The sequence below is a fragment of the Kosakonia sp. CCTCC M2018092 genome, assembly GCF_003864115.1.
Lineage (GTDB): Bacteria > Pseudomonadota > Gammaproteobacteria > Enterobacterales > Enterobacteriaceae > Kosakonia > Kosakonia cowanii.
The window spans coordinates 4,212,291-4,233,382 of record NZ_CP034225.1; the positions used below are offsets into that span (position 1 = coordinate 4,212,291).

A 21,092-nucleotide genomic window follows, 5' to 3' on the forward strand; every position below is an offset into this window, starting at 1 on the left:
GCTTTAAGGCGCAGAACGCCGCGCCACGAATTATTGTCCGGCGATCTTCATCTCCGGCAGCAACACTGAACCACACTGGATGTTGCTGCGCTGTTCGATATCGTCACCGATAGTAACAATATTGCGCCACATATCCTTCAGGTTGCCGGCAATGGTAATTTCGCTCACTGGATACTGAATTTCACCGTTTTCTACCCAGAAACCAGACGCGCCTCGCGAATAATCCCCGGTAATACCGCTCACGCCCTGGCCCATCAGCTCGGTGACCACCAGACCAGTGCCCATCTCTTTCAGCATCTGCTCAAAGCTCAGGCCGCGCCCGGCAATGCGCCAGTTGTGAATACCGCCCGCGTGACCGGTGCTCTTCAGCCCCAGTTTGCGCGCCGCGTAACTGGTCAGCAGCCACTGCATCAGCACGCCCTCTTTCACGATATCGCGGCGCTCGGTGCGCACGCCTTCGCTATCGAACGGCGTGGAGGCCAGCCCTTTACGCAGGTGCGGATGTTCTTCAATGGTTAACCACTCCGGCAGGATCTGTTTGCCGAGGTAATCGAGTAAAAAGGTCGATTTGCGGTAGACCGCGCCGCCAGCAATGGCGCCAACCAGGTGACCAAACAGCCCGGTCGCCACTTCATTAGCGAAAATCACCGGCGCTTTCATGGTCGACAGTTTACGCGGCGAGAGGCGCGACAGCGTGCGGCGGGCGCACTCTTCACCCACCCACTCCGGCGTTTTTAACTCTTTGATATCACGGCTAATAGTGTAGGCGTAATCGCGCTCCATATCGCCATTCGCTTCGGCAATCACGCTGCTCGACAGCGAGTGGCGGCTGGAGCAGTAGCTCTGCAACATGCCGTGGCTGTTGCCGAAGACTTTAATGCCGTAGTGGCTGTTGAAGCTGCCGCCTTCGGTGTTGCTGATGCGTTTGTCCGCTTTCAGCGCCGCCTGCTCGGCGCGCGCCGCCCACTCAATTGCTTCATCGGGGGTCACTTCCGCCGGGTGGAAAAGATCGAGATCCGGGGCGTCAAAGGCCAGCAGCTCTTTTTCTGCCACGCCAGCGAACGGGTCTGGCGAGGTGTAGCGGGCAATATCAAGCGCCGCCTGAACCGTGCGCGCAATCGCCTCCGGGCTCAGATCCGTCGACGAGGCGCTGCCTTTGCGGTTCTGGTGATAAACGGTGATGCCCAGGGCACCATCGCTGTTAAATTCGACATTCTCCACTTCACCATAGCGGGTGCTGACGCCGATACCGGTGGTTTTGCTGACCGCCACTTCCGCGCCATCCGAACGGCCTGAAGCCAGATCAAGCGCGGTTGCGACCGCTTCTTCCAGAACTTTGCGCTGTTGTGCCACTTGTGTGATTACTTTCATCGCCAATGCCATAATTAAGGGAGAGAATCTTTGAAGTCTAACAGAGAACCGTTTTTCAGTGCGCGCCTTAACTGGTAACATTAGCCTCTTTTTTAAGGAGCCTGAGATGACAAAGCAGCCCGACGACTGGCTCGACGACGTGCCCGGTAACGAGAGCGAAGACGAAGATGATGAGATCATCTGGGTCAGTAAGAGTGAAATTAAGCGCGATGCTGAAGAGTTAAAGCAGCTTGGCGCTGAAATGGTAGAGCTGGGAAAAAATGCGCTGGATAAGATCCCGCTCGACCAGGATCTGCGCGACGCCATTGAGCTGGCGCAGCGCATCAAGAAAGAGGGTCGCCGCCGTCAGTTGCAGTTGATCGGTAAAATGCTGCGTCAACGCGATGTCGAGCCGATTCGCCAGGCGCTGGATAAGCTGAAAAACCGCCATAACCAGCAGGTCGCTTTCTTCCATAAGCTTGAGCACCTGCGCGATCGCCTGATTGAAGAGGGTGATGACGCGGTGCCGGACGTGCTGAATCTGTGGCCAAATGCTGACCGTCAGCAACTGCGCTCGCTGATCCGCAACGCCAAGAAAGAGAAAGAGAGCAACAAGCCGCCAAAAACCGCGCGTTTGATCTTCCAGTATCTGCGTGAACTCGCAGAGAGCAGCGAAGAGAGCTAAACCGCACAGAACCCTCTTTAACCGAAGAGGGTTTTTTATCCCCGGCAAGCTGAAACGTTAAAGCTAAAATCACGCTACTTCACATATTCACACCCTCCATTAGTTTCATTTCATCAATAAACGAGATCAATATCTCCCTTTCCGCCTCTGCCCGACGCTCATTTTCAGCAGATGAAACGGATCACATTTTCCTGGCGGCGCAAAACGTAGATTCCTGCTGTAACGCAGGTAATCGATTCAGCTAAAAAGGAAAATAAGATGAAAAAGACCGTGATGCTCTCCGCTATTGCGCTGCTGGTGTCCGCGCCGGTGATGGCAAAAACCTGGGTGCTGACAAGTGCTGAAGGCAACATCGAGCAGGGAAACTGGCGTATCACCAGCGATCAGCTGAACATTAAAGATCAGCAGTTCAGCATTGAACAGGTGGTGCTGCACGGCGGCAAGCAGGAGGGGAGCAAAGTCATCAAGCTGACCAGCAAAAACGGCCTGACCATTGCCCTTAGCCCAACGCGCGGCATGAATTTACTCTACGCCGATGGTTTTGGTGTGCATATGGGCTGGAGTTCGCCGGTGAAAGAGGTGGTGAACCCGGCGTTTATCAACCTGGAGAGCCGCAACGGTCTTGGCTGGCTGGAAGGCTTCAACGAAATGGTGGTGCGCTGCGGCTATGAGTGGACGGGTCACCCGGTCACGGCTGACGGGCAGCTTTACACCCTGCATGGTAAAGCGGGTAACACGCCTGCCTCGCAGGTTTCCGTCGATGTCAGCGAAAAAGCGCCGTATGAGATCCGCATTCGCGGGCTGGTGAAAGAGAGCACTTTTAAGAAAGCGGATCTGCAAACCGAGATGGAGCTGCGCTACATTCCGGGCAGCAACAGCTTCAGCCTGCATGATGTGCTGACCAACCACGCTGACTACCCGCATGATTATCAGATCATCTATCACAGCAACTTCAGCAAACCGATCCTCGAAGAGGGTGCGCGCTTTATCACGCCGCTGGAGAGCGTCAGCCCGTTCAATGACTACGCCAAAGGCGGCATGAAAACGTGGCAAACCTATGCCGGGCCGACCAAAGGCTTCGACGAAATGGTCTTTAATATCAAACCACTGGCCGATGCGAACAAGCAGACGGTCGCCGCGCTGCTGAATAAAGCGGGCGATAAAGGCGTGGCGATTGACTACAACACCGATCAGCTGCCAGTGCTGACGCTGTGGAAAAACACCGATACCGAAAAACAGGGGTACGTCACCGGTATCGAGCCGGGCACCAGCTACGCCTACCCGGTGACCATCGAGCGCGAGCAGAAACGCGTTAAACAACTTCAGGCTGGCCAGAGCACCCGTTTCGACCTCACTTATACTCTGCTGCACAACCGCGATCAGGTGGCGAAAGTTGAAGAGCGCGTGAAAACCATTCAGGGCGACAAAGTGCCGCAATCTAGTGATACGCCGATGGCGAAAGAGTAACGCCAGGCATAAAAAAAACCGCGCCGGTCTCCCGTGCGCGGTTTTTTTACGCGTCAGCTATCAGGCTTTTTCAGCCGCGAGCTGCGCTTTTTTCTCCAGCTTATCGAGCAGCTTCTGGTGAATGCCGCCAAAGCCGCCGTTACTCATCACCAGAATGTGATCGCCCGGCTGGGCGCTTTTCACAATCTGATCCGCCAGCGTATCGACATCCGCGCTCCAGTGCGCAGGCTGGATACAGGCCTCCGCCACTTCCGCAACCTGCCAGGGAATATGCTGCGGTTGCAGGAGGAAGACTTCATCGGCGCGGCCCAGCGACGGCGCGAGGTCATCTTTGCACAGCCCCATCTTCATGGTGTTGGAGCGCGGCTCCAGCACGGCGATGATCTTCGCCGTGCCGCCCACTTTGCCGCGCAGCGCGGCGAGCGTGGCGAGGATTGCCGTCGGGTGGTGCGCAAAATCGTCATATACGCAGACGCCGTGCGCTTCACCGCGCAGCTCAAGGCGGCGGCGGGCGTTGATAAACGAGCCGAGCGCGTTGGCGGCATCCGCAGGCGTAACGCCAACATGACGCGCAGCGGCGATCGCCATCAGGCCGTTATGCATGTTGTGCTCGCCCACCAGGCCCCAGTTGACCTGGCCGACGCATTCGCCATCCAGCCACACTTCCCAGTTTGAAGCATCGGTGGTCAGTTTCTTCGCCTGCCAGTGGCCCTGATCGCCCACCAGCTCCTGCTCGCTCCAGCAGCCCATCGCCATCGTCTGTTTCAGGTTGATATCGTTTTCCGGCCAGATGATTTTCCCCTGCCCCGGCACGATGCGCACCAGGTGGTGGAACTGCTTCTGGATCGCTTTCAGATCGTCAAAAATGTCCGCGTGATCGAACTCAAGGTTGTTGAGGATCAGCGTGCGCGGGCAGTAATGGACGAATTTGGAGCGCTTATCGAAGAAGGCGCAGTCGTACTCGTCAGCTTCGATAACGAAAAAATCGCTCTCGCCGAGGCGCGCGGAAACATCGAAATTGCCTGGCACGCCGCCGATGACAAAACCGGGTTTATAGCCGCAGGCTTCGAGGATCCAGGTCGCCATCCCGGCGGTGGTGGTTTTGCCGTGCGTACCGGCAACCGCCACAACCCAGCGGTCGCGCAGTACAAAATCATGCAGCCATTGCGGGCCGGACATAAACGGAATGTTCTTCTCCAGCACCGCTTCGACACACGGGTTTCCGCGGGTCATCGCATTGCCGATGATAACCAAATCCGGCGCGGGATCGAGCTGGCTTGCATCATATCCCTGAATTAAATCAATGCCTTGCTTCTCAAGCAGCGTGCTCATCGGCGGATAGACATTGGCATCCGAACCCGTTACCTGGTGGCCCAGCGAGCGCGCCAGCATTGCCAGCCCGCCCATGAAAGTGCCACAAATCCCCAAAATATGAATGCGCATACGTCATTATCCTTGCTTAACCTGGCGCACATTTTACGCATATGTTTAACGTCTGAGAAATGCATTTCAGGATAATCCGTACCCCGCTGGCGCGATTCACCTGTGCGCGAAGTTTTGAATGTTTGTTAGTATTGTTGCATGTCCGCTGCGTTTTCGTTTGCGAAAGCTCGGGTTGTTACCGTTTCGTTGGTAAACGGCCCTGAACTTCTTCGCCAAACATGCTGAAAACCGCAGGCTACAATCGCTTTACTCCATATTCAAAAATGCAGGGAAAGTGTTATGAAAACGTTAGGTGAATTTATTGTCGAAAAGCAGCATGAGTTCTCGCATGCCACGGGTGAACTGACTGCTTTACTGTCGGCGATAAAACTGGGCGCCAAGATCATTCATCGCGATATCAATAAGGCCGGTCTGGTCGATATCCTGGGTGCCAGCGGTGCTGAGAACGTACAGGGCGAAGTGCAGCAAAAACTCGACCTGTTTGCGAACGAGAAACTGAAATCCGCGCTGCGCGCCCGCGACATCGTCGCCGGTATCGCCTCTGAAGAAGAAGATGAGATCGTCGTTTTCGAAGGGTGCGAACACGCTAAATACGTGGTGCTGATGGATCCGCTGGATGGCTCCTCCAACATCGACGTTAACGTCTCTGTTGGCACCATCTTCTCTATCTACCGCCGCGTTACGCCTGTTGGCACGCCGGTTACCGAAGAGGACTTCCTGCAACCGGGCAACAAACAGGTTGCCGCCGGTTATGTGGTTTACGGCTCGTCGACGATGCTGGTTTACACCACCGGCTGTGGCGTTCACGCCTTCACCTACGATCCGTCACTCGGCGTCTTCTGCCTCTCCCAGGAGCGCATGCGCTTCCCGGAACGCGGCAACACCTACTCGATTAACGAAGGGAACTACATCAAATTCCCGCAGGGCGTGAAGAAGTACCTCAAGTTCTGCCAGGAAGAGGATAAAGCGACCCACCGCCCTTACACCTCGCGCTACATCGGTTCACTGGTGGCGGATTTCCACCGTAACCTGCTGAAAGGCGGCATCTACCTCTACCCGAGCACCGCCAGCCACCCGCAAGGGAAACTGCGCCTGCTGTATGAGTGCAACCCGATGGCCTTCCTCGCGGAGCAGGCCGGCGGCAAAGCGAGCGACGGGAAAGAGCGTATTCTTGATATCCAGCCAGAGAGCCTGCACCAGCGCCGTCCGTTCTTCGTCGGCAATGAGCATATGGTGGATGATGTTGAGCGTTATATGCGTGAGTACCCGGACGCGTAATAGCTTGTGATTGCCGGAGGGCGCAATTGCCCTCCGGCAAATCGTTACTTCACAAAGGTACGCTTCACGCGTTCGGACACGATGAAGTAAGGGATCCAGATACAGGCGCTCAGCACATTGCGCACCAGCGGTTTCACCGTCTCAAAGACATAAGGCACATCCAGATAGTGGTGCCCCAACAGCAGATCGACGGCGACAAAGGCCGTACCCACCCCCACCAGTACAATGTAATGCCGCGGCAGCTGACGCTTCTTACGGAAAAAGAGGCTGCTGACAAACAGCGCATAGGCAAACATGCCGACAAACGACGCCAGCTCGAAAAAGAGGATCCCTTTCTGCCCCGAGCCAATCAGCGCGAAGTTCTCCATTAAAAAGCGCAGCGTAAAGTTAATGGATATCAGGTTGACGATGATCGACGCAACCAACCCCAGCGCCGGGAGATAGAGCCAGCCGCGGATCTTTTTAAACTCGCGCTCCTCGCAGACGGCACAATAGTCGCTGCCCTTCAGCGCCTCGCTATCACATTGAATACATACAGCCATGACACCTTACCTTTGATTATGCTTGCGTCTGCAAACGGAACGACGCCATCGCTTCAAGCAGCTCTCGTGATTGCTGCTCCAGCGAGCGCGTCGCCGCAGACGATTGTTGTACCAGCGCCGCATTCTGCTGCGCCGTTTCATCCATCTGACTTACTGCAATATTAACCTGCTCAATACCGCGGCTCTGCTCCTGGGACGCATTGGCTATCTCGCGCATTAATTTAGTCATGCGCAACACCTCTTCGGCGATTTCGTCCATCGTTTCTCCAGCCTGCATCGCCAGATCGCTGCCTTCGGAGACCTGCGCCTGCGAGCTGCTGATAAGCTGGCGGATCTCTTTCGCGGAGTCGGCGCTGCGGCTGGCGAGGCTGCGTACTTCACCCGCCACTACCGCAAAGCCTCTGCCCTGCTCACCCGCGCGCGCCGCTTCAACGGCGGCGTTAAGCGCCAGAATGTTGGTCTGGAAAGCAATGGCGTCGATCACGCTAAGAATATCGGCGATGCGATCGGAACTGCCAGCAATATCGCGCATTTTCTCAATCACATAGCAGACCATTTCGCTGCCGCGATCGGCGGTATCAGAAACCGCTTTCGCCAGCTTATGCGCCTGCTCGGCGTTGTCGGCGTTAAGTTTCACCGTGGCGGTGATCTGCTCCATGCTGGCGGCGGTCTGCTCCAGCGAAGTGGCGGTGGATTCGGTGCGCTGCGAGAGATCGAGGTTGCCTGCCGCCAGCTCCCGGCTGCCGGTATCAATCTGCGAACTGGCATCGCGCACGCGCATCACGGAGCCGATCAGCGCATGGCGCATCTCCTCAATCGCCGCGTTCAGGCGGTTAAACTCTTTTCCCGTCACCTCGGTTTTCGCGGCAATCAGGTTGCCCGCCGCCACCTGTTCCAGTTGTTGAATCGAGGTGTCGAGGGGTTTAAGCAGCATATGGCGCAGCGCCAGCCAGGCGAGCACGATAATCCCGGCCACCAGCAGCGCGACCACAAAAATCAGCGACATAACAAAGCGCTTACTGCTCTGCACCGCCGCCACTTCGGTTTTACCGCGCGCTTCGCCCCACGCCTGGAAGGCCTGCATATCGTTATCGAACTGGCGGGAGACGGGGATCAGTTTGCTTTCGAGGAGTTCGTAATAGGCATCGGCGCTCTGTTGGTTGAGCGCGTCCTGCATCGGCTTAATGCCCTGGCTGACGTAATCGCCATAGCTTTTCGCCACCTTTGCCAGCAGCGCTGCGCCCTGCTCATCATCAACGCCCGCGCTGATAACGCCAGTTAGAGAGTGCTCACCGAGCGCGATTTCGTTATTGATCAGTTTTACGGAGTTGGCTGCATCATCCAGCAGGCCCACCTCCATCATGCGCACCGCCTGGCCCGCTTCGTTGCGCGCGCGCAGAATCATGGTGTAGCCGCTGTTCAGGCGCGCCATCTTTTCGCCCTGTAGCTGGTTGATTCGCGCCAGCGAAGCGGAGCTCTTATTGAGCGCATAAATACCGATACCGCTGACCAGCAGCAGCAGAAGAGTCATAACAGCCAGCAGAGAAAGTAAGCCCGTACGGATCGAAAGCGTTTTAAGCATGATGTGGATTCCGGTAGCGAAGAACTTTTTGGCGTAAATTAAGCCCATTCGACAGTTATCGACCGCTACCGGAATTCCTTTAGAAGAAAAATAGCAATTTCAATATCTTGTTACTTTGTTGCCGTTGGGCTTACCCGCGTCACCGGCGAGTTCTGTCGGCTCTCCCACAGCACCGTCAGGCCGCGTTGCAGGGCGATAAAGATAAACAGCAGGATGCCGATGGCGATCTTCGTCCACCAGGAGCTGAGCGTACCGTCGAAGTTGATATAGGTCTGAATCAGTCCCTGAATCCCCACGCCGAACAGCGTACCAAGCACCGTGCCAACGCCGCCGCTCAGCAGCGTGCCGCCGATCACTACCGAGGCAATCGCGTCCAGCTCGACGCCCACGCCCGCAAGCGCATAGCCCGCCTGGGTGTAGATCGAGAAGACAATCCCGGCAAGCGTTGCCAGCCCCGTTGAGAGCATATAGATGCGAATCGTGGTGCTGCGCGTCGAGATGCCCATCAGGTTCGCCGAGGTGGCATTGCCGCCAATGGCGTACACTTCGTTGCCAAAACGGGTGCGGTGAGCAAGGAAAATACCGACCACCACCACCATCAGCATCAGCAGCCCCATCGCACTCAGCCGCCCGCCGCCGGGGATGGTCCAGGCGAGGCTGGAGAGGGTGTCATACATCGGGTGGTTAATGGGAATCGACTCTTCCGACAGCAGATAACTGACGCCGCGCAGGAAGAACATCCCGGCGAGGGTGATGATAAAGGCCGGGATTTTCAGTGCGTCGATCAAAAGCCCCATAAAGGCACCGAAGGCGCAGCCCATCAGTAAAATCAGCGGAAAGGCGAGCAGCGGCGAGATGCCCCAGGCACCAATCGCTTTTGCCAGAAAGACGCCGGTGAAGGCGATCACCGAGCCGACGGAGAGATCGATACCGCCGGAGAGGATCACAAAGGTCATGCCGACGGCGATAATGCCAAGAAAGGCGTTATCCGTCAGGATATTACAGATGACGCGCGTCGAGGCGAAGCCGGGAAACTGCGTCAGGCAGTAGAGATAGCCGAGCACGAAAACGCCCAGCGTGATCATCAACGGCAGGTTACGTTTTATCATGACCGCGCACTCCTTTAAGCAACGCAATAAAGCGCGGCGACTGGACAATCAGCACACACATCACCACCACCGCTTTCACTACCTGGTTAAGTTCCGGCTGAAAACCGGAGAGCAGAATACCGGTGTTCATGCCCTGAATAATCAGCGCGCCCACCACCGACAGCACAATGTTGAAACGCCCGCCCATTAGCGAGCCGCCGCCAATCACCACCGCCAGAATGGCGTCCAGCTCCAGCCACAGCCCGGCGTTGTTGGCATCCGCACCGCGAATATCCGCCGTGACAATCACCCCGGCGATGGCCGCGCAAACGCCGCTCAGCACGTAGGTCAGCATCACCACCAGCCGCGTATTCACCCCGGCGTTTTTTGCCGCGCGGATATTAATCCCCACCGCTTCGATAAACATGCCCAGCGCCGTTTTGCGGGTAAAGAGCCAGAAGATAACTAATGTCACCAGCGCGATGATCACCGGCGTTGGGAAGAGCAGCAGCGAGCCGCTGCCGAGCCACGCCAGCGATGGCGCGTTAAAGGTGACGATCTGCCCGGAGGTGATCAACTGCGCGACGCCGCGCCCGGCGACCATCAGGATCAGCGTGGCGACAAAGGGCTGGATCTTGAGGATCGCCACCAGAATGCCGTTCCACAGCCCGGCCAGCACGCCGGTTGCCAGCGCTGCCAGCAGCACTACCGTCAGGCTATGGCCGGAAACGGTTAATGATGCCGCCGTCGCGCCGGCAATCGCCATTACCGCACCGACCGAAAGATCGATGCCGCCGGTGGCGATCACCAGCGTCATGCCAATGGCCAGCAGCGCGACCGGGGCTGCGCGGTTAAGAATATCGATCGGGCTGCCGAACAGGCGGCCATCCTGCAACACCACCTGGTAAAAATGGGGCGCGACCAGGCTGTCCACCAGTAAAACCAGCAGCAGGGCTAAGATCTGCGGCGTGCCGGTCGGCCAGCTAAAACGGCGCTTCGGCTGCGCCTGTTGGCCCAGTGATTGAGGCATCACACTCTACTCCTTACGCCGCAATGGCATTCATGATCGCCGGAACGGAAAGCTCGGCGAGCGGGATCTCGGCGACCTGCTTGCGATCGCGCATGATGATCACCCGATCCGCATAGCCCACCAGCTCCTCCAGCTCAGAGGAGATCACCAGCAGCGCCAGCCCGTCGGCGCAGAGGGTCTCGATCAGGCGGATGATTTCAGCATGCGCGCCAACATCAATCCCGCGCGTCGGTTCATCGAGGATCAGGAACTGCGGGCGCGTCAGCAGCCAGCGCGAGAGCAGCACTTTTTGCTGATTGCCGCCGGAGAGAAACTCAATCGGCTGTTCGGCGCTCGGCGTGCGAATACCCAATTGGCGGATAAAACGCTCGGCAATCGCGTTCTGCTCTTTACGCGGGATTGGACGCAGCCAGCCGCGCTGGGCCTGTAGCGCCAGCACGATATTCTCGCGTACCGAAGCGGCGGCGATAATGCCGTCGGTTTTGCGATCCTCCGGGCAGAAACCGATCCCAAGACAGGAGGCGCGATGAGGCGATCGCAGGGTTTGCGGCTGGCCTTTGATCATCGCGCTGCCGCTGTCGGCGGGCTTAATGCCAAAGATCACCTCTGCCGTTTCGGTGCGCCCGGAGCCGAGCAGCCCGGCGAGGCCGACGATCTCACCGGGGCGAACCTCAAGATCGAACGGAGCGATCACCCCTTTCTTGCCGTAGTTGCTAAAGGCGGCCACCGGCTTGTTGCTGAGCAGCGTGCGCCCGGCGCGTTGCAGAGCGTTACTCTCCAGTTCGCGGCCCAGCATCATCTTCACCAGCTCAATTTGCGGCAGCTCGCGCGTTTCGCGACAGCCGACAAAGCTGCCGTTGCGCAGCACGGTGATGCGGTCGCAAACGGTGTAAACCTGGTCGAGAAAGTGGGTGACAAAGATGAGGCTGACGCCCTGATCGCGCAGCTGGCGCATCAGGGTGAAGAGCATCTCTACTTCCTGAGTATCAAGACTGGCAGTTGGCTCATCAAGGATCAGCACTTTTGCCGAGAGATCGATAGCGCGGCAGATGGCGACAATCTGCTGCATCGCCACGGAGAAGCGGTTAAGCGGCTCGCGCACGTCGAGCGAGAAGCCGTAAGATTGCATCAGTTTGCTGGCGCGCTGCTCCATCTCTTTGCGGCGCAGCAGGCCGAAACGACGCGGCTCGCGGCCAATAAACAGGTTATCCGCCACCGACATATTCGGCAGCAGGTTCACTTCCTGGTAAACGGTGCCGATCCCCAGTTGTTGGGCATGGGCGGTATTTTTGGGATTAATAGCCTGGCCTTCGAGCCAGATGGTGCCCTTATCCGCGTGGTAAACCCCGGTCAGCGCTTTGATAAGCGTCGATTTTCCCGCGCCGTTCTCACCGAGCAGGGCCATGATTTCACCGCGTCGCAGCGAGAAATCCACGTTATCGAGCGCTTTTACGCCGGGAAAGAATTTACTTAAGCCTTCGGTACGCAGGATTTCCTGGTGTGCTTCCGCGTTCATTGTTGACCCCTTACACAGATGCCCTCTCCCCGGCGGGGAGAGGGACGACAGGACTCAGTAACCCATGTTTTTCTTCTTCTCCAGCTCCTCTTTCGCCGTATCCGGCAGATAGAGGGTGGATTTGGTAATGGTCAACTTCGGCGGCTCGGTGCCATCCTTTTTGAATTTCTCCAGCGCGTCGAATGCCGGGCCTGCCATGTTCGGCGTCAGCTCGACGCTGGCATTGGCTTCGCCATCGATCATCGCTTTATAGATATCCGGTACGCCGTCGATAGAGCCGGTGAGAATATCTTTGCCCGGTTTCAGACCTGCTTCTTTAATGGCCTGAATGGCACCAATCGCCATGTCGTCGTTATGGGCGTAAACCATGCAGATGTTTTTGCCGTTGTTCTCGGCTTTGATAAAGCTCTCCATCACCTCTTTCCCTTTACTACGGGTAAAGTCACCGGACTGAGAGCGGATAATTTTGATGTTAGAAGCTTTAGAGATCGCTTCTGCGAACCCTTTCTTACGGTCGATGGCAACGCTTGCGCCAACGGTGCCTTGCAGTTCCACCACGTTACACGGTTTGCCAGCGACGGTTTTCACCAGCCATTCACCAATCAGCTTCCCTTCGAGGACGTTGTCAGCGGTGACGGTCGTCATGTAGAGCGATTTATCTTTCACATCAATGGAGCGGTCGAGCAGGAAGACCGGGATCTTCGCCTCTTTCGCCTCTTTCAGCACCGGCTCCCAGCCGGTTGCAACCACCGGGGCGATAAAGATGGCGTCAACGCCCTGCGCGATAAAGGAGCGCACCGCTTTAAGCTGGTTCTCCTGTTTTTGCTGACCGTCAGCAATCTTCAGGGTAATGCCGCGTTTGCTGGCTTCGCTTTTCGCGACGTTGGTTTCAGCGGCACGCCAGCCGGACTCCGAACCGACCTGTGAAAATCCCACGGTTAACGACGCAGCCATCGCCATAGACGACATAGCTGCCGAAACTGCTGTGACAAGAAGTAAACGCTTCCACATAAGAGCATCCTCGTAGGGTTATTGTTGGCTACTACTTCGCCTGCGGGGAAACTATAGACAATCGGAGATGTAACAAAATGAGTTACATCACAAATCGGAAAAGTGAATGAATTGTTAGTTATCAGTTGCGATCTGGCGCGCGAAAAGGGGAGGCGAAACACAGCAGGAATCTCCCTTGAAATTGCAGAAATTTACTGGCATAGCAAAAACGCATTTTTACGCTGTAACCGCTTACACAAAATTATTCAGTATGCTGCTATGGATATGGACAAAGTTGTCATAAAAAGGCGCCGGTAAAGGCTCTGAAAAGTGGCGGGCGAGTAAAAGAGCCCAAGACATTCACCGCCAGTTGGCTATAATACCCGGCACTTGTTTGCCACACATTTTAAAGGAAACAAACATGAGCTTACTCAACGTCCCGGCGGGTAAAGATCTGCCAGAAGATATCTATGTTGTTATCGAAATTCCGGCTAACGCTGACCCGATCAAATACGAAGTCGACAAAGAGAGCGGCGCGCTGTTCGTTGACCGCTTCATGTCCACCGCGATGTTCTATCCGTGCAACTACGGTTACATCAACCACACCCTCTCTCTGGATGGTGACCCGGTAGACGTGCTGGTCCCGACGCCGTACCCGCTGGAGCCAGGCTCTGTGATCCGCTGCCGTCCGGTTGGCGTGCTGAAAATGACCGACGAATCTGGTGAAGATGCCAAGCTGGTTGCGGTTCCGCACACCAAGCTGAGCAAAGAGTACGATCACATTAAAGATGTGAACGACCTGCCGGAACTGCTGAAAGCGCAGATCACCCACTTCTTCGAGCACTACAAAGATCTCGAGAAAGGCAAATGGGTGAAAGTGGACGGTTGGGACAACGCTGAAGCGGCGAAAGCTGAAATCGTTGCCTCCTTCGAGCGCGCTGCCAAGAAGTAAGCCGTTTTCGTAAGAGAAGCCCTGTAGCGCAGTATGCGCACAGGGCTTTTTTTATGTGTGCGGGTTGGGGTTGCCGGATGGCGGCGGGGCCTTATCCGGCCTACGAAGTGCGCACGTCCGGCTTTCGGCGCGGGCCTGTTTTGCCGGATGGCGGCGATGCCTTATCCGGCCTACGGAGTGCGGCTGCGGATTTCGGCGCTGGCCTGCCTTGCCGGATGGCGGCGATGCCTTATCCGGCCTACAAATTCTGCCGGATGGCGGCGGGGCCTTATCCGGCCTACGAAATGCGCCTGCGGCATGCGGGATGACAGAGGTTGCGGTTAAACGTAGGCCGGATAAGCGCAGCGCCATCCGGCAAAAATGCGCGGCGCAAAAAAAACCGCGCCATCGGCGCGGTTCTCTGTGACTGATTACTACTTTTGATAATGGTCGCGGTCAAGCCAGTCGCCGCTTTCAATCAAGGTTTTCCCCTCAACCGAACGCTGGTAGACGTACATCCATGCGCCACCGTACGGCGTCTGGATCAACTGCCGTTTATACTCGCCGCCTGCGGTACGCAGGGCGTCCAGCTCACCGAGCGTTGAGGCGTCGATGCGATAGACTTCACCCAGCACGCTGCCGTTGCCCGGCACCGCGCCTGGGTAGTGCCCCAGGCTGTACAGCTGATGATTTTCAACGCTGAAGTCGCCCAGCCACTGAGCGTTGGTCATCCAGTGGCTGTTGCCCTGCTTGCGTCGTAAACTGCCGTAGACAAATATTCGCATTGCTAAAACTCAAACTGATAGAGCAAATCAAGTGCCTGATCTACGCCAGACACCGCTTCAAGATACAGCTTAGGCATCAGGCGATAACGTAACGTGAGAGTCGCCAGTGAGTCAAAAATTCCTACACCATATTTTACTTGTAGACCCGGCAGCACATAGCCGCTGACCACCACTTGTGAGGAGTCGCCGACGCCCTGTGTGTCCAGCGCCAGGTTGCTGACGCCAAAGGTCTCGCCGATTTTACCCACAACCTGCCCACTTTGCGCAACCCCAAGACCAATTAACATCGAGGTCATTGCCGCACTATCGCTCTGCTCGCTCTCCAGCCCCTGCCCGCGAAGCAGGTAGGACAATGCTTCCTGCTGCGACATCGCCGGGTCGGAGAAGATCTCCGCTTTCGGTTCATCCGCAGAGCCGGTCACGCGCACCCCGGCAATCACATCGTTCTCCGTGGCTTCCGGGTTACGGATCGCTTCGAGGTTAAGCAGCGGCTGATCCGGCGGGCCGGAGAAGAGCAGTTCCCCTTTACGCACAATCAGATCCTGCCCGTACGCGCGAAAACGCCCTTCCGGAATATTGATCTGCCCGTTCAGCCCAAGGCCCTGCTTATCCTGCGCCACTTTCAGATCGCCCGTCAGCCGCGCTTTCAGGCCGAAGGCCGAGAGCCGCACGTTATTGCCGACATGCACCGTCACATTGCTGTTGATCGGGATCGACGCGTGCTGCTCCTCTTCCGGTTGCAGCTGGTCGTTGAGCATCACCTCATCGCTGGAGACACCGACGGCGCTCTCCGGCACATCGTGCACCACAATGCGCGCCCACGGCACATCCACATCGCCGTCGAGGGTAAAGAGGCTCGGCGTCGCTTCAAACACCACATCCGGCGAGACATCGAGGCGTACCATTGGCGGCACGGTGATGCGCACCTTGCTGCCTTTTGCCGCAATGCGCGCGCGCCAGTTGTCGATCTGGCTCCAGTCCGCATCGCCGCTGAGGTTAATCTGCCCCTGGCTGGTGCGTACCACGCCTTGCAGCGTTGAAGTGGTTCCGTTGAAGTTCATCGCCAGCTGGCTCGGCTGCATGTCGAACGGCATAAAGTTGCCCTCAACATCCAGCGCATTGAGCCCAAGCTGACCAAACAGCTGCGGGCTTTGAGCGTTGCCGCCAAGGCGCAGGTTGGCATTGAGCGTCCCCGCCGCTTTCTCGCCGCGGCTGAAGATGGCATTCGCCATCGCCAGCGAGAAGTTGCGAATATTCACCGTTCCGCCGAGATTGCGTCGCCCTTGCGGATCGGTGACCTGGATCTGGCCGTCGAACTGGCCATTATTGGTCAGCCGCATCAGCCAGCCGAGATCGGCGCGATCGTTTTGCAGCTTCGCATTCAGGTTCAGCGTGTCGAAGGCGACCGGCAGCGGTGCACCGTTGACCTCCTGCGTCACTTTCACCCCGCGCCCGGCAAGCGTCACCTGCCCCTGCGGCAGACCCGGTTTGGTGCTGTCCCAGCTGACATCCGCTTTGCCGCTAAAGACGCCGCTCGCCTGCGTCGCTTCCGGCATAAACGGTTTCAGCATCGCAAGGTCGAAACGGTTGAGATTAACCACCGCGCGCCCTGCCGCACCGGCATCAATGGTTTGTGGCACGCACAGCTCGGCATTCGGATTGAGCCAGCAGTGCGGGCCAATGGCGATCTTCTGCTCCTGGTTGCGGTAATCGAGCGCAATCGGGCGCGTCAGCGACCATGGCCCGACCGGCGTGGCGAAACGCGTGTCGCTGAGCGTCCCTTTCCAGCGCTGCTGCTGGCGATCGAAACTGCCTGCCAGCGCCAGCTGACCGGAGACCGGTTCGCCCTGCACGCGCAGCTGCAACTTGTGCTGCTTCTCATTGCCGTCGGCGGCCAGCGTCACCAGGCTGATGTTGACGCCAGGCTGGGCGATACGCTCAACGCGCACGTTCAGCTTGCCGCCAATCTGATCGCTGGATTTCACATCCCCTTCCACGCGCACGCGGGCGATGGAGAGCTCCTGCCAGCGCAGATTGTTGGCAGTAATATCCGCCAGCGCCTGCGGCGCATCGACGGTGCCGCGCACTTTCACTACCCCTTTCGCCGTGCCGCCGAGACCCGGTAACGCGTTATCGAGGCCTGGCGCATCAATATTGGCGTCAAGGTTGAGATCTTTTACCCCCAACTCGCCTTTGATATCGGCACTGTTTTTACCCAGTTCAAGGTGCAGGCCTGGGATCACCCATTGCAGGTAGCTGTTGCCTTTCAGCTGCCCGTCGACCTTGACCCGGTTCTGTTTAACGTTGCCGTTAAGCTTCAGCTCCGGCACATCCATCTGCCAGCTGCCGCCGTAAAGGCTACCGCGGGTTTTCACCAGTCCATTGAGCTTCGCAGGCCATTCGGGGAAGGCTTTTGCTGTATCAATGCCCTTCAGCGTCAGTTCGCCGCGCCAGCTGATCGCCTGCTGCCAGTCGAGCAGCGCTTTCAGTTCGGTGGTGCCCTGTAGCGCAGCGATAGAGAGCTTATCGATACTGATCTGCTGCTCGTTGCCTTTACCGTCCAGCGTGATGGTGGCCGGCGGAACCTGCTGCCCTTTTACCGCCGTGCGGAACGAGAGCGCGTAGTCGGTCATTTTGCCGCTGAGCTTCAGCTTCAGGTTATCGGCCTGGTACTGCTTCTCGCCGGTAAAGGGCCAGTAGAGCTGCTGGCTGGTGATATCGAGATTGAGCGGTAACCCCGCTTCGGCCAGCCGCGTTTGCGCCCGCAGCACCATGTCCACCGGGCCGGAGAGGTTAACGCCAAGCTCCAGCTGCTTGCGCATTTCGCCGCCCACTTTCAGCTTAACCTTCTCGCCTTTCAGCGGATCGACATTCAGCGTCGAGTTGAGCGTGATATCGACCGGCCAGCTGTCGCGCAGTTGCGCGGTGCCGGTGGCGTTGACCTGGCCCTGGTTCGAGTCGATATCGAAGGCGTCGAGTTTCATCTGCCCGTCAATGCTGCTCACTTTTAGCAGCAGGCTGCGCACCAGGATATCGGTATCGCCGGTCAGGCGTAGCTGCTCACCGCGAAACTCTTCAATATTCAGATTGAGCGGCAGATGCACATCCTGCATTTCCGGCAGCAGCGGCTTCTCAAACAACGCTTTCAGCGTTTCGCCCAGCGGTTTCTCCTCCGGCTTCGGGTTGTGCACCTTCGGATCGAGAACCTCTTCCTGCGCCACATCGGCCGCTTTCGGTAATGCAATCAGCAGGCCCTGTAGCGAGGTCGGTTTCAGGGTCAGGTTTTTCTCCTGCCAGTTGAGGCCGGAGCTAAAATCCATCAGCGAGACGGTGGTGTCATCGATTTTGATATTGATGTTTTCCAGCGCCACCCGGCTCAGGGTAATCGGGTACGGCGTGGAGAGGTTCAGCGGCCCGCTATCTTCCTCTTCCACCTTCTGCGCAGGCGGCATCTTTTTGGTGTCGATCGCCACGTTGATATCTTTCAGCGACAGATCGTTGACGCAAACACTGCTGTTGCGCAGGCAGCCGAGGTTAAGCGCAAAGTGGATCTGCCCCGCGTCGACCGCTACGCCCGGCTGGGTATAGCGGATATTTTTCAGCGACAGATCGCGCCAGCCGCCGGTGACCTGGCCAATCTCCAGCCCCGGTACCCAGCGGTTCGCTGCCTTAAACAGCAGATGCAGGCCGCTGGTGGTGCCGACCAGAAAGATCGCCGTGCCCAGCAGTAACACAAGAAACGCCACCACGCCGAGGCTGATCTTCTTCCATAAACTCATAATTCTGGCCCCAACCCGATGTAAAACTGCAACCCGTGCTCCTCTTTATCGCCGACCGGTACCGCGAAATCGAGCTTGATCGGCCCGACCGGCGACTGCCAGCGCACGCCGACGCCGGTGCCGGTTTTAAAGTTGCTGCGGCGGATATCGCTCACCGCTTCGCCGCTGTCGACAAATACCGCGCCCCACCATTTCCCGGTGACGTTGTACTGGTACTCCAGCGAGCCGGTCGCCAGTTTTGAGGCGCCGATCAGTTTGCCGCGTTCGTTCTCCGGCGAGATCGATTTGTATTTATAACCACGAATGCTGCGATCGCCCCCGGCGAAGAAGCGCAGATCCGGCGGTACGCGCTGGAAATCACCGGTTTCAATCCAGCCGAGGTTGCCACGCGCGATAAAGCGGTGGCGATCGTAGAGCGTGCGGATCCAGACGTTTTGCGCCTGCAAGACGAGGAAGTCGACATCCGATCCCCAGGCGGTGTTGGAGTAATCGACCGAGTAGCGCTGGGAGTCGCCCCAGGTTGGCATCAGCCCGCCGCGCGAGCGGGTACGGCTGATCATCACGCCCGGATAGAGCAGCATGGTGGTGTTGGTGACGTTGGCCTGCGTAAAGTGATCGAGGCTCCAGCGCAGGTTGATCGCCCGCTGCCAGCCGCTGGAGAGATCCCAGTAGCGCGACAGCGCGAGCGTCGTTGAGTCCGCTTCCGTATCGTTAAGATCGGTACGCTTGAACCCGCCCTGCACCAGGTAGTACTGCTCCAGCGGATTTTTCAACAGCGGCATCTTGTAGCTGAAATCAAGCTGCTGCTCCGGCGCCGAGACGCTCATGCTGGTGGTAAAGCTGTGGCCGTAGGAGTTGACCCACGGTTTTTTCCACGTCGCTTTGACGCGCGGCCCGACATCGGTGGAGTAACCGACGCCGGTCTCAATGGTGTTTTCCGTGCGCGGCGAAACTACGCCTCTCAGCGGCAGCACTTTGGTCTTACGCGCCTTGTCGAACTCCGGCGCAACAATCACCGAGTTAAACCAGCCGGTGGCGGAGAGGCGGCGGTTAAGCTCCGCCAGATCCTGGGTCTGGTAATAGTCACCCTCGTGGAAAGGGATGAGGTTTTGCAGATATTCGTCGCGAATTTGCGAGCCCTGGAAGGTAACATCGCCGAAGCGGTAACGCTGACCGCTGTCATAATCGATATCCCAGAACGCCTGGCGGCGATCCAGCGCAATGCCCAGCTGGCTTTTGTTGAACTGGCTGTCGAAGTAGCCTTTGCGCAGCGCGACGCTGGTAAGGGATTTTTTAAAGCTGTCGTAGTCGTGGTGGTTTAACACCGTGCCGATAGCCGGGCGCTTTTTCAGCAGCGAAAGGTAGTCGCTGTCGGTGCGCGCGCCGCCGCGCAGGATCACGTTGTTGCCGCCGATGCGCACAGGCTCACCCGCCGTAACACGGGCGATCAGCACCTGGCGCCCCTTCTCCGGCGGCGGGCGCAGTTCGAAAACAATGGTTGGCTCGTAGTAGCCTAACGCTTTTAACCCTTCGCGGATGGCATCATCAACGCGCGCCTGGAAACGGCGGTCGGGCGTCACTTCATCACTCTGGATAGTCGACAGTTGGGCGCGCACATTTTTTTGCAGTTGCCCGGTTAACCCCTCAAGTTGCAATCGCACATTGGCGGCGAATGCCGTTTCGCTCACCAGCAACAAACCGGCAAAACATAAAAGACGGATCTTTGGCACGTTCTCTCCTGAATATCCTCGCTCCCACTCCTGGAAGGAAACGTAAGCGCAGCTCCGCGCTGGGCCTGATTGTGCCACGACAGCAGCAGTCAGGCTGATAAAAACCCGCATTATCGGGTTGAAAAACGGACGACTAGCCCAAAATTTCTTATGTTTAAATCTAGTCTGATTTAGGTCGTACATTGTGTTAAAACACCATCCTTAACACAACCCTAACCGCAATGACACTCGCCGGGAGGTATTACCGTGAGCCTGTTCGATAAAAATAACCTTGTTTCTCAGTCTGATGCTCTGCCCGGACGCCCGACGCCGATGCCTGTCGCCAGTTTACACGCTGTTAACGAGCACTCGATGACACACGTCCCGGAAGGGATGGAGGTGGCGATTTTCGCGATGGGCTGTTTCTGGGGCGTGGAACGCCTCTTCTGGCAGCGCGAAGGGGTCTACAGCACCGCCGCAGGCTACACCGGCGGCTACACGCCAAACCCGACCTACCGCGAAGTGTGCAGCGGCCAGACCGGGCATGCCGAAGCGGTACGCGTGGTTTACGATCCAAAAGTGGTGAGCTACGAGCAGCTGTTGCAGATCTTCTGGGAGAACCACGATCCAGCCCAGGGGATGCGTCAGGGCAACGATCGCGGCACGCAATACCGCTCCGCCATCTATCCCCTCACCCCGGAGCAGGACGCCGCCGCGCGCGAAAGCCTGGCACGCTTCCAGGCCGCAATGCGTGAAGCGGGCGACGCGCGCACCGTCACTACCGAAATCGCCAGCGCCAAACCGTTCTATTACGCGGAAGATGAGCACCAGCAATATCTCTACAAAAATCCGCAGGGCTATTGCGGGATCGGCGGCATCGGCGTGTGCTTGCCGCCGCAGCTTAACCAGTGATTAAA

16 protein-coding genes are annotated in these 21,092 nt (G+C 57.6%); 5 read left to right on the plus strand and 11 right to left on the minus strand.

Translation table 11 applies throughout. The features are described from left to right. Positions 1–30: 30 nt before the first annotated feature. Positions 31–1,383: a metalloprotease PmbA gene (pmbA, locus tag EH164_RS19855; RefSeq protein ID WP_124970334.1), complete on the minus strand. Its 1,353-nt coding sequence runs from the start codon at positions 1,381–1,383 to the stop codon at positions 31–33. A 94-nt stretch (positions 1,384–1,477) separates the two neighbouring features. Between pmbA and yjgA the strand changes: the two genes are divergently transcribed. After that, on the plus strand, positions 1,478–2,035 hold the full coding sequence (gene yjgA / locus EH164_RS19860) for a ribosome biogenesis factor YjgA (RefSeq protein ID WP_023478484.1): 558 nt from the start codon (positions 1,478–1,480) through the stop codon (positions 2,033–2,035). 258 nt (positions 2,036–2,293) lie between these two features. Then, positions 2,294–3,502, plus strand: a complete 1,209-nt coding sequence (locus EH164_RS19865) for an aldose 1-epimerase family protein (protein WP_124970337.1) — start codon at positions 2,294–2,296, stop codon at positions 3,500–3,502. A gap of 60 nt (positions 3,503–3,562) precedes the next feature. Here EH164_RS19865 and mpl read toward each other — a convergent pair whose 3' ends face one another. Next, positions 3,563–4,945: a UDP-N-acetylmuramate:L-alanyl-gamma-D-glutamyl-meso-diaminopimelate ligase gene (mpl, locus tag EH164_RS19870; protein ID WP_124970340.1), complete on the minus strand. Its 1,383-nt coding sequence runs from the start codon at positions 4,943–4,945 to the stop codon at positions 3,563–3,565. 279 nt (positions 4,946–5,224) lie between these two features. Here mpl and fbp point away from each other — a divergent pair, with 279 nt between their 5' ends. Continuing rightward, positions 5,225–6,223, plus strand: a complete 999-nt coding sequence (gene fbp / locus EH164_RS19875) for a class 1 fructose-bisphosphatase (RefSeq protein WP_023478503.1) — start codon at positions 5,225–5,227, stop codon at positions 6,221–6,223. A 44-nt stretch (positions 6,224–6,267) separates the two neighbouring features. On the opposite strand, the gene EH164_RS19880 is transcribed toward fbp, so the two are convergent. The 6 genes from EH164_RS19880 to ytfQ form a co-directional block, all read right to left on the minus strand. Further along, positions 6,268–6,765 (minus strand): DUF2569 domain-containing protein, encoded by a 498-nt coding sequence (locus tag EH164_RS19880; RefSeq protein ID WP_124970343.1) that lies wholly within the window; start codon positions 6,763–6,765, stop codon positions 6,268–6,270. Between the two features lie 16 nt (positions 6,766–6,781). After that, the gene (locus tag EH164_RS19885; RefSeq protein ID WP_124970346.1) at positions 6,782–8,347 is read right to left on the minus strand and encodes a methyl-accepting chemotaxis protein; all 1,566 of its coding nucleotides are present in this window, start codon (positions 8,345–8,347) and stop codon (positions 6,782–6,784) included. A gap of 110 nt (positions 8,348–8,457) precedes the next feature. Further along, entirely contained in the window at positions 8,458–9,456 is a 999-nt protein-coding gene (gene yjfF, locus EH164_RS19890) for a galactofuranose ABC transporter, permease protein YjfF (RefSeq protein WP_023478490.1), read from the minus strand. Then, positions 9,443–10,468 carry a galactofuranose ABC transporter, ATP-binding protein YtfT gene (gene ytfT / locus EH164_RS19895; RefSeq protein WP_164483628.1) on the minus strand — a complete coding sequence of 342 codons (1,026 nt, stop codon included), beginning with the start codon at positions 10,466–10,468 and terminating at the stop codon, positions 9,443–9,445. Before ytfT ends, yjfF begins: the two co-directional genes overlap by 14 nt. Positions 10,469–10,478: 10 nt before the next feature. Then, a complete protein-coding gene (gene ytfR, locus EH164_RS19900; RefSeq protein WP_124970349.1) occupies positions 10,479–11,981 on the minus strand; it encodes a galactofuranose ABC transporter, ATP-binding protein YtfR in 1,503 nt (500 codons plus the stop codon). A gap of 54 nt (positions 11,982–12,035) precedes the next feature. Beyond that, positions 12,036–12,992 (minus strand): galactofuranose ABC transporter, galactofuranose-binding protein YtfQ, encoded by a 957-nt coding sequence (gene ytfQ / locus EH164_RS19905; protein WP_023478471.1) that lies wholly within the window; start codon positions 12,990–12,992, stop codon positions 12,036–12,038. Between the two features lie 400 nt (positions 12,993–13,392). On the opposite strand from ytfQ, the gene ppa reads away from it, so the two are divergent. Then, entirely contained in the window at positions 13,393–13,923 is a 531-nt protein-coding gene (gene ppa / locus EH164_RS19915) for an inorganic diphosphatase (RefSeq protein ID WP_023478348.1), read from the plus strand. A 413-nt stretch (positions 13,924–14,336) separates the two neighbouring features. On the opposite strand, the gene EH164_RS19920 is transcribed toward ppa, so the two are convergent. Genes EH164_RS19920 through tamA form a run of 3 tightly spaced genes read right to left on the minus strand, consistent with a single transcriptional unit; the run spans position 14,337 to position 20,196 of the window. Continuing rightward, entirely contained in the window at positions 14,337–14,687 is a 351-nt protein-coding gene (locus tag EH164_RS19920) for a gamma-glutamylcyclotransferase (protein ID WP_023478402.1), read from the minus strand. Positions 14,688–14,689: 2 nt separating this feature from the next. Then, entirely contained in the window at positions 14,690–18,466 is a 3,777-nt protein-coding gene (tamB, locus tag EH164_RS19925) for an autotransporter assembly complex protein TamB (RefSeq protein ID WP_124970352.1), read from the minus strand. Beyond that, positions 18,463–20,196, minus strand: coding sequence for an autotransporter assembly complex protein TamA (gene tamA / locus EH164_RS19930; RefSeq protein WP_023478416.1), 1,734 nt, complete (start codon positions 20,194–20,196; stop codon positions 18,463–18,465). Before tamA ends, tamB begins: the two co-directional genes overlap by 4 nt. Positions 20,197–20,442: 246 nt before the next feature. Here tamA and msrA point away from each other — a divergent pair, with 246 nt between their 5' ends. Beyond that, positions 20,443–21,087 (plus strand): peptide-methionine (S)-S-oxide reductase MsrA, encoded by a 645-nt coding sequence (gene msrA / locus EH164_RS19935; RefSeq protein WP_124970355.1) that lies wholly within the window; start codon positions 20,443–20,445, stop codon positions 21,085–21,087. The last annotated feature ends 5 nt before the right edge of the window (positions 21,088–21,092 follow it).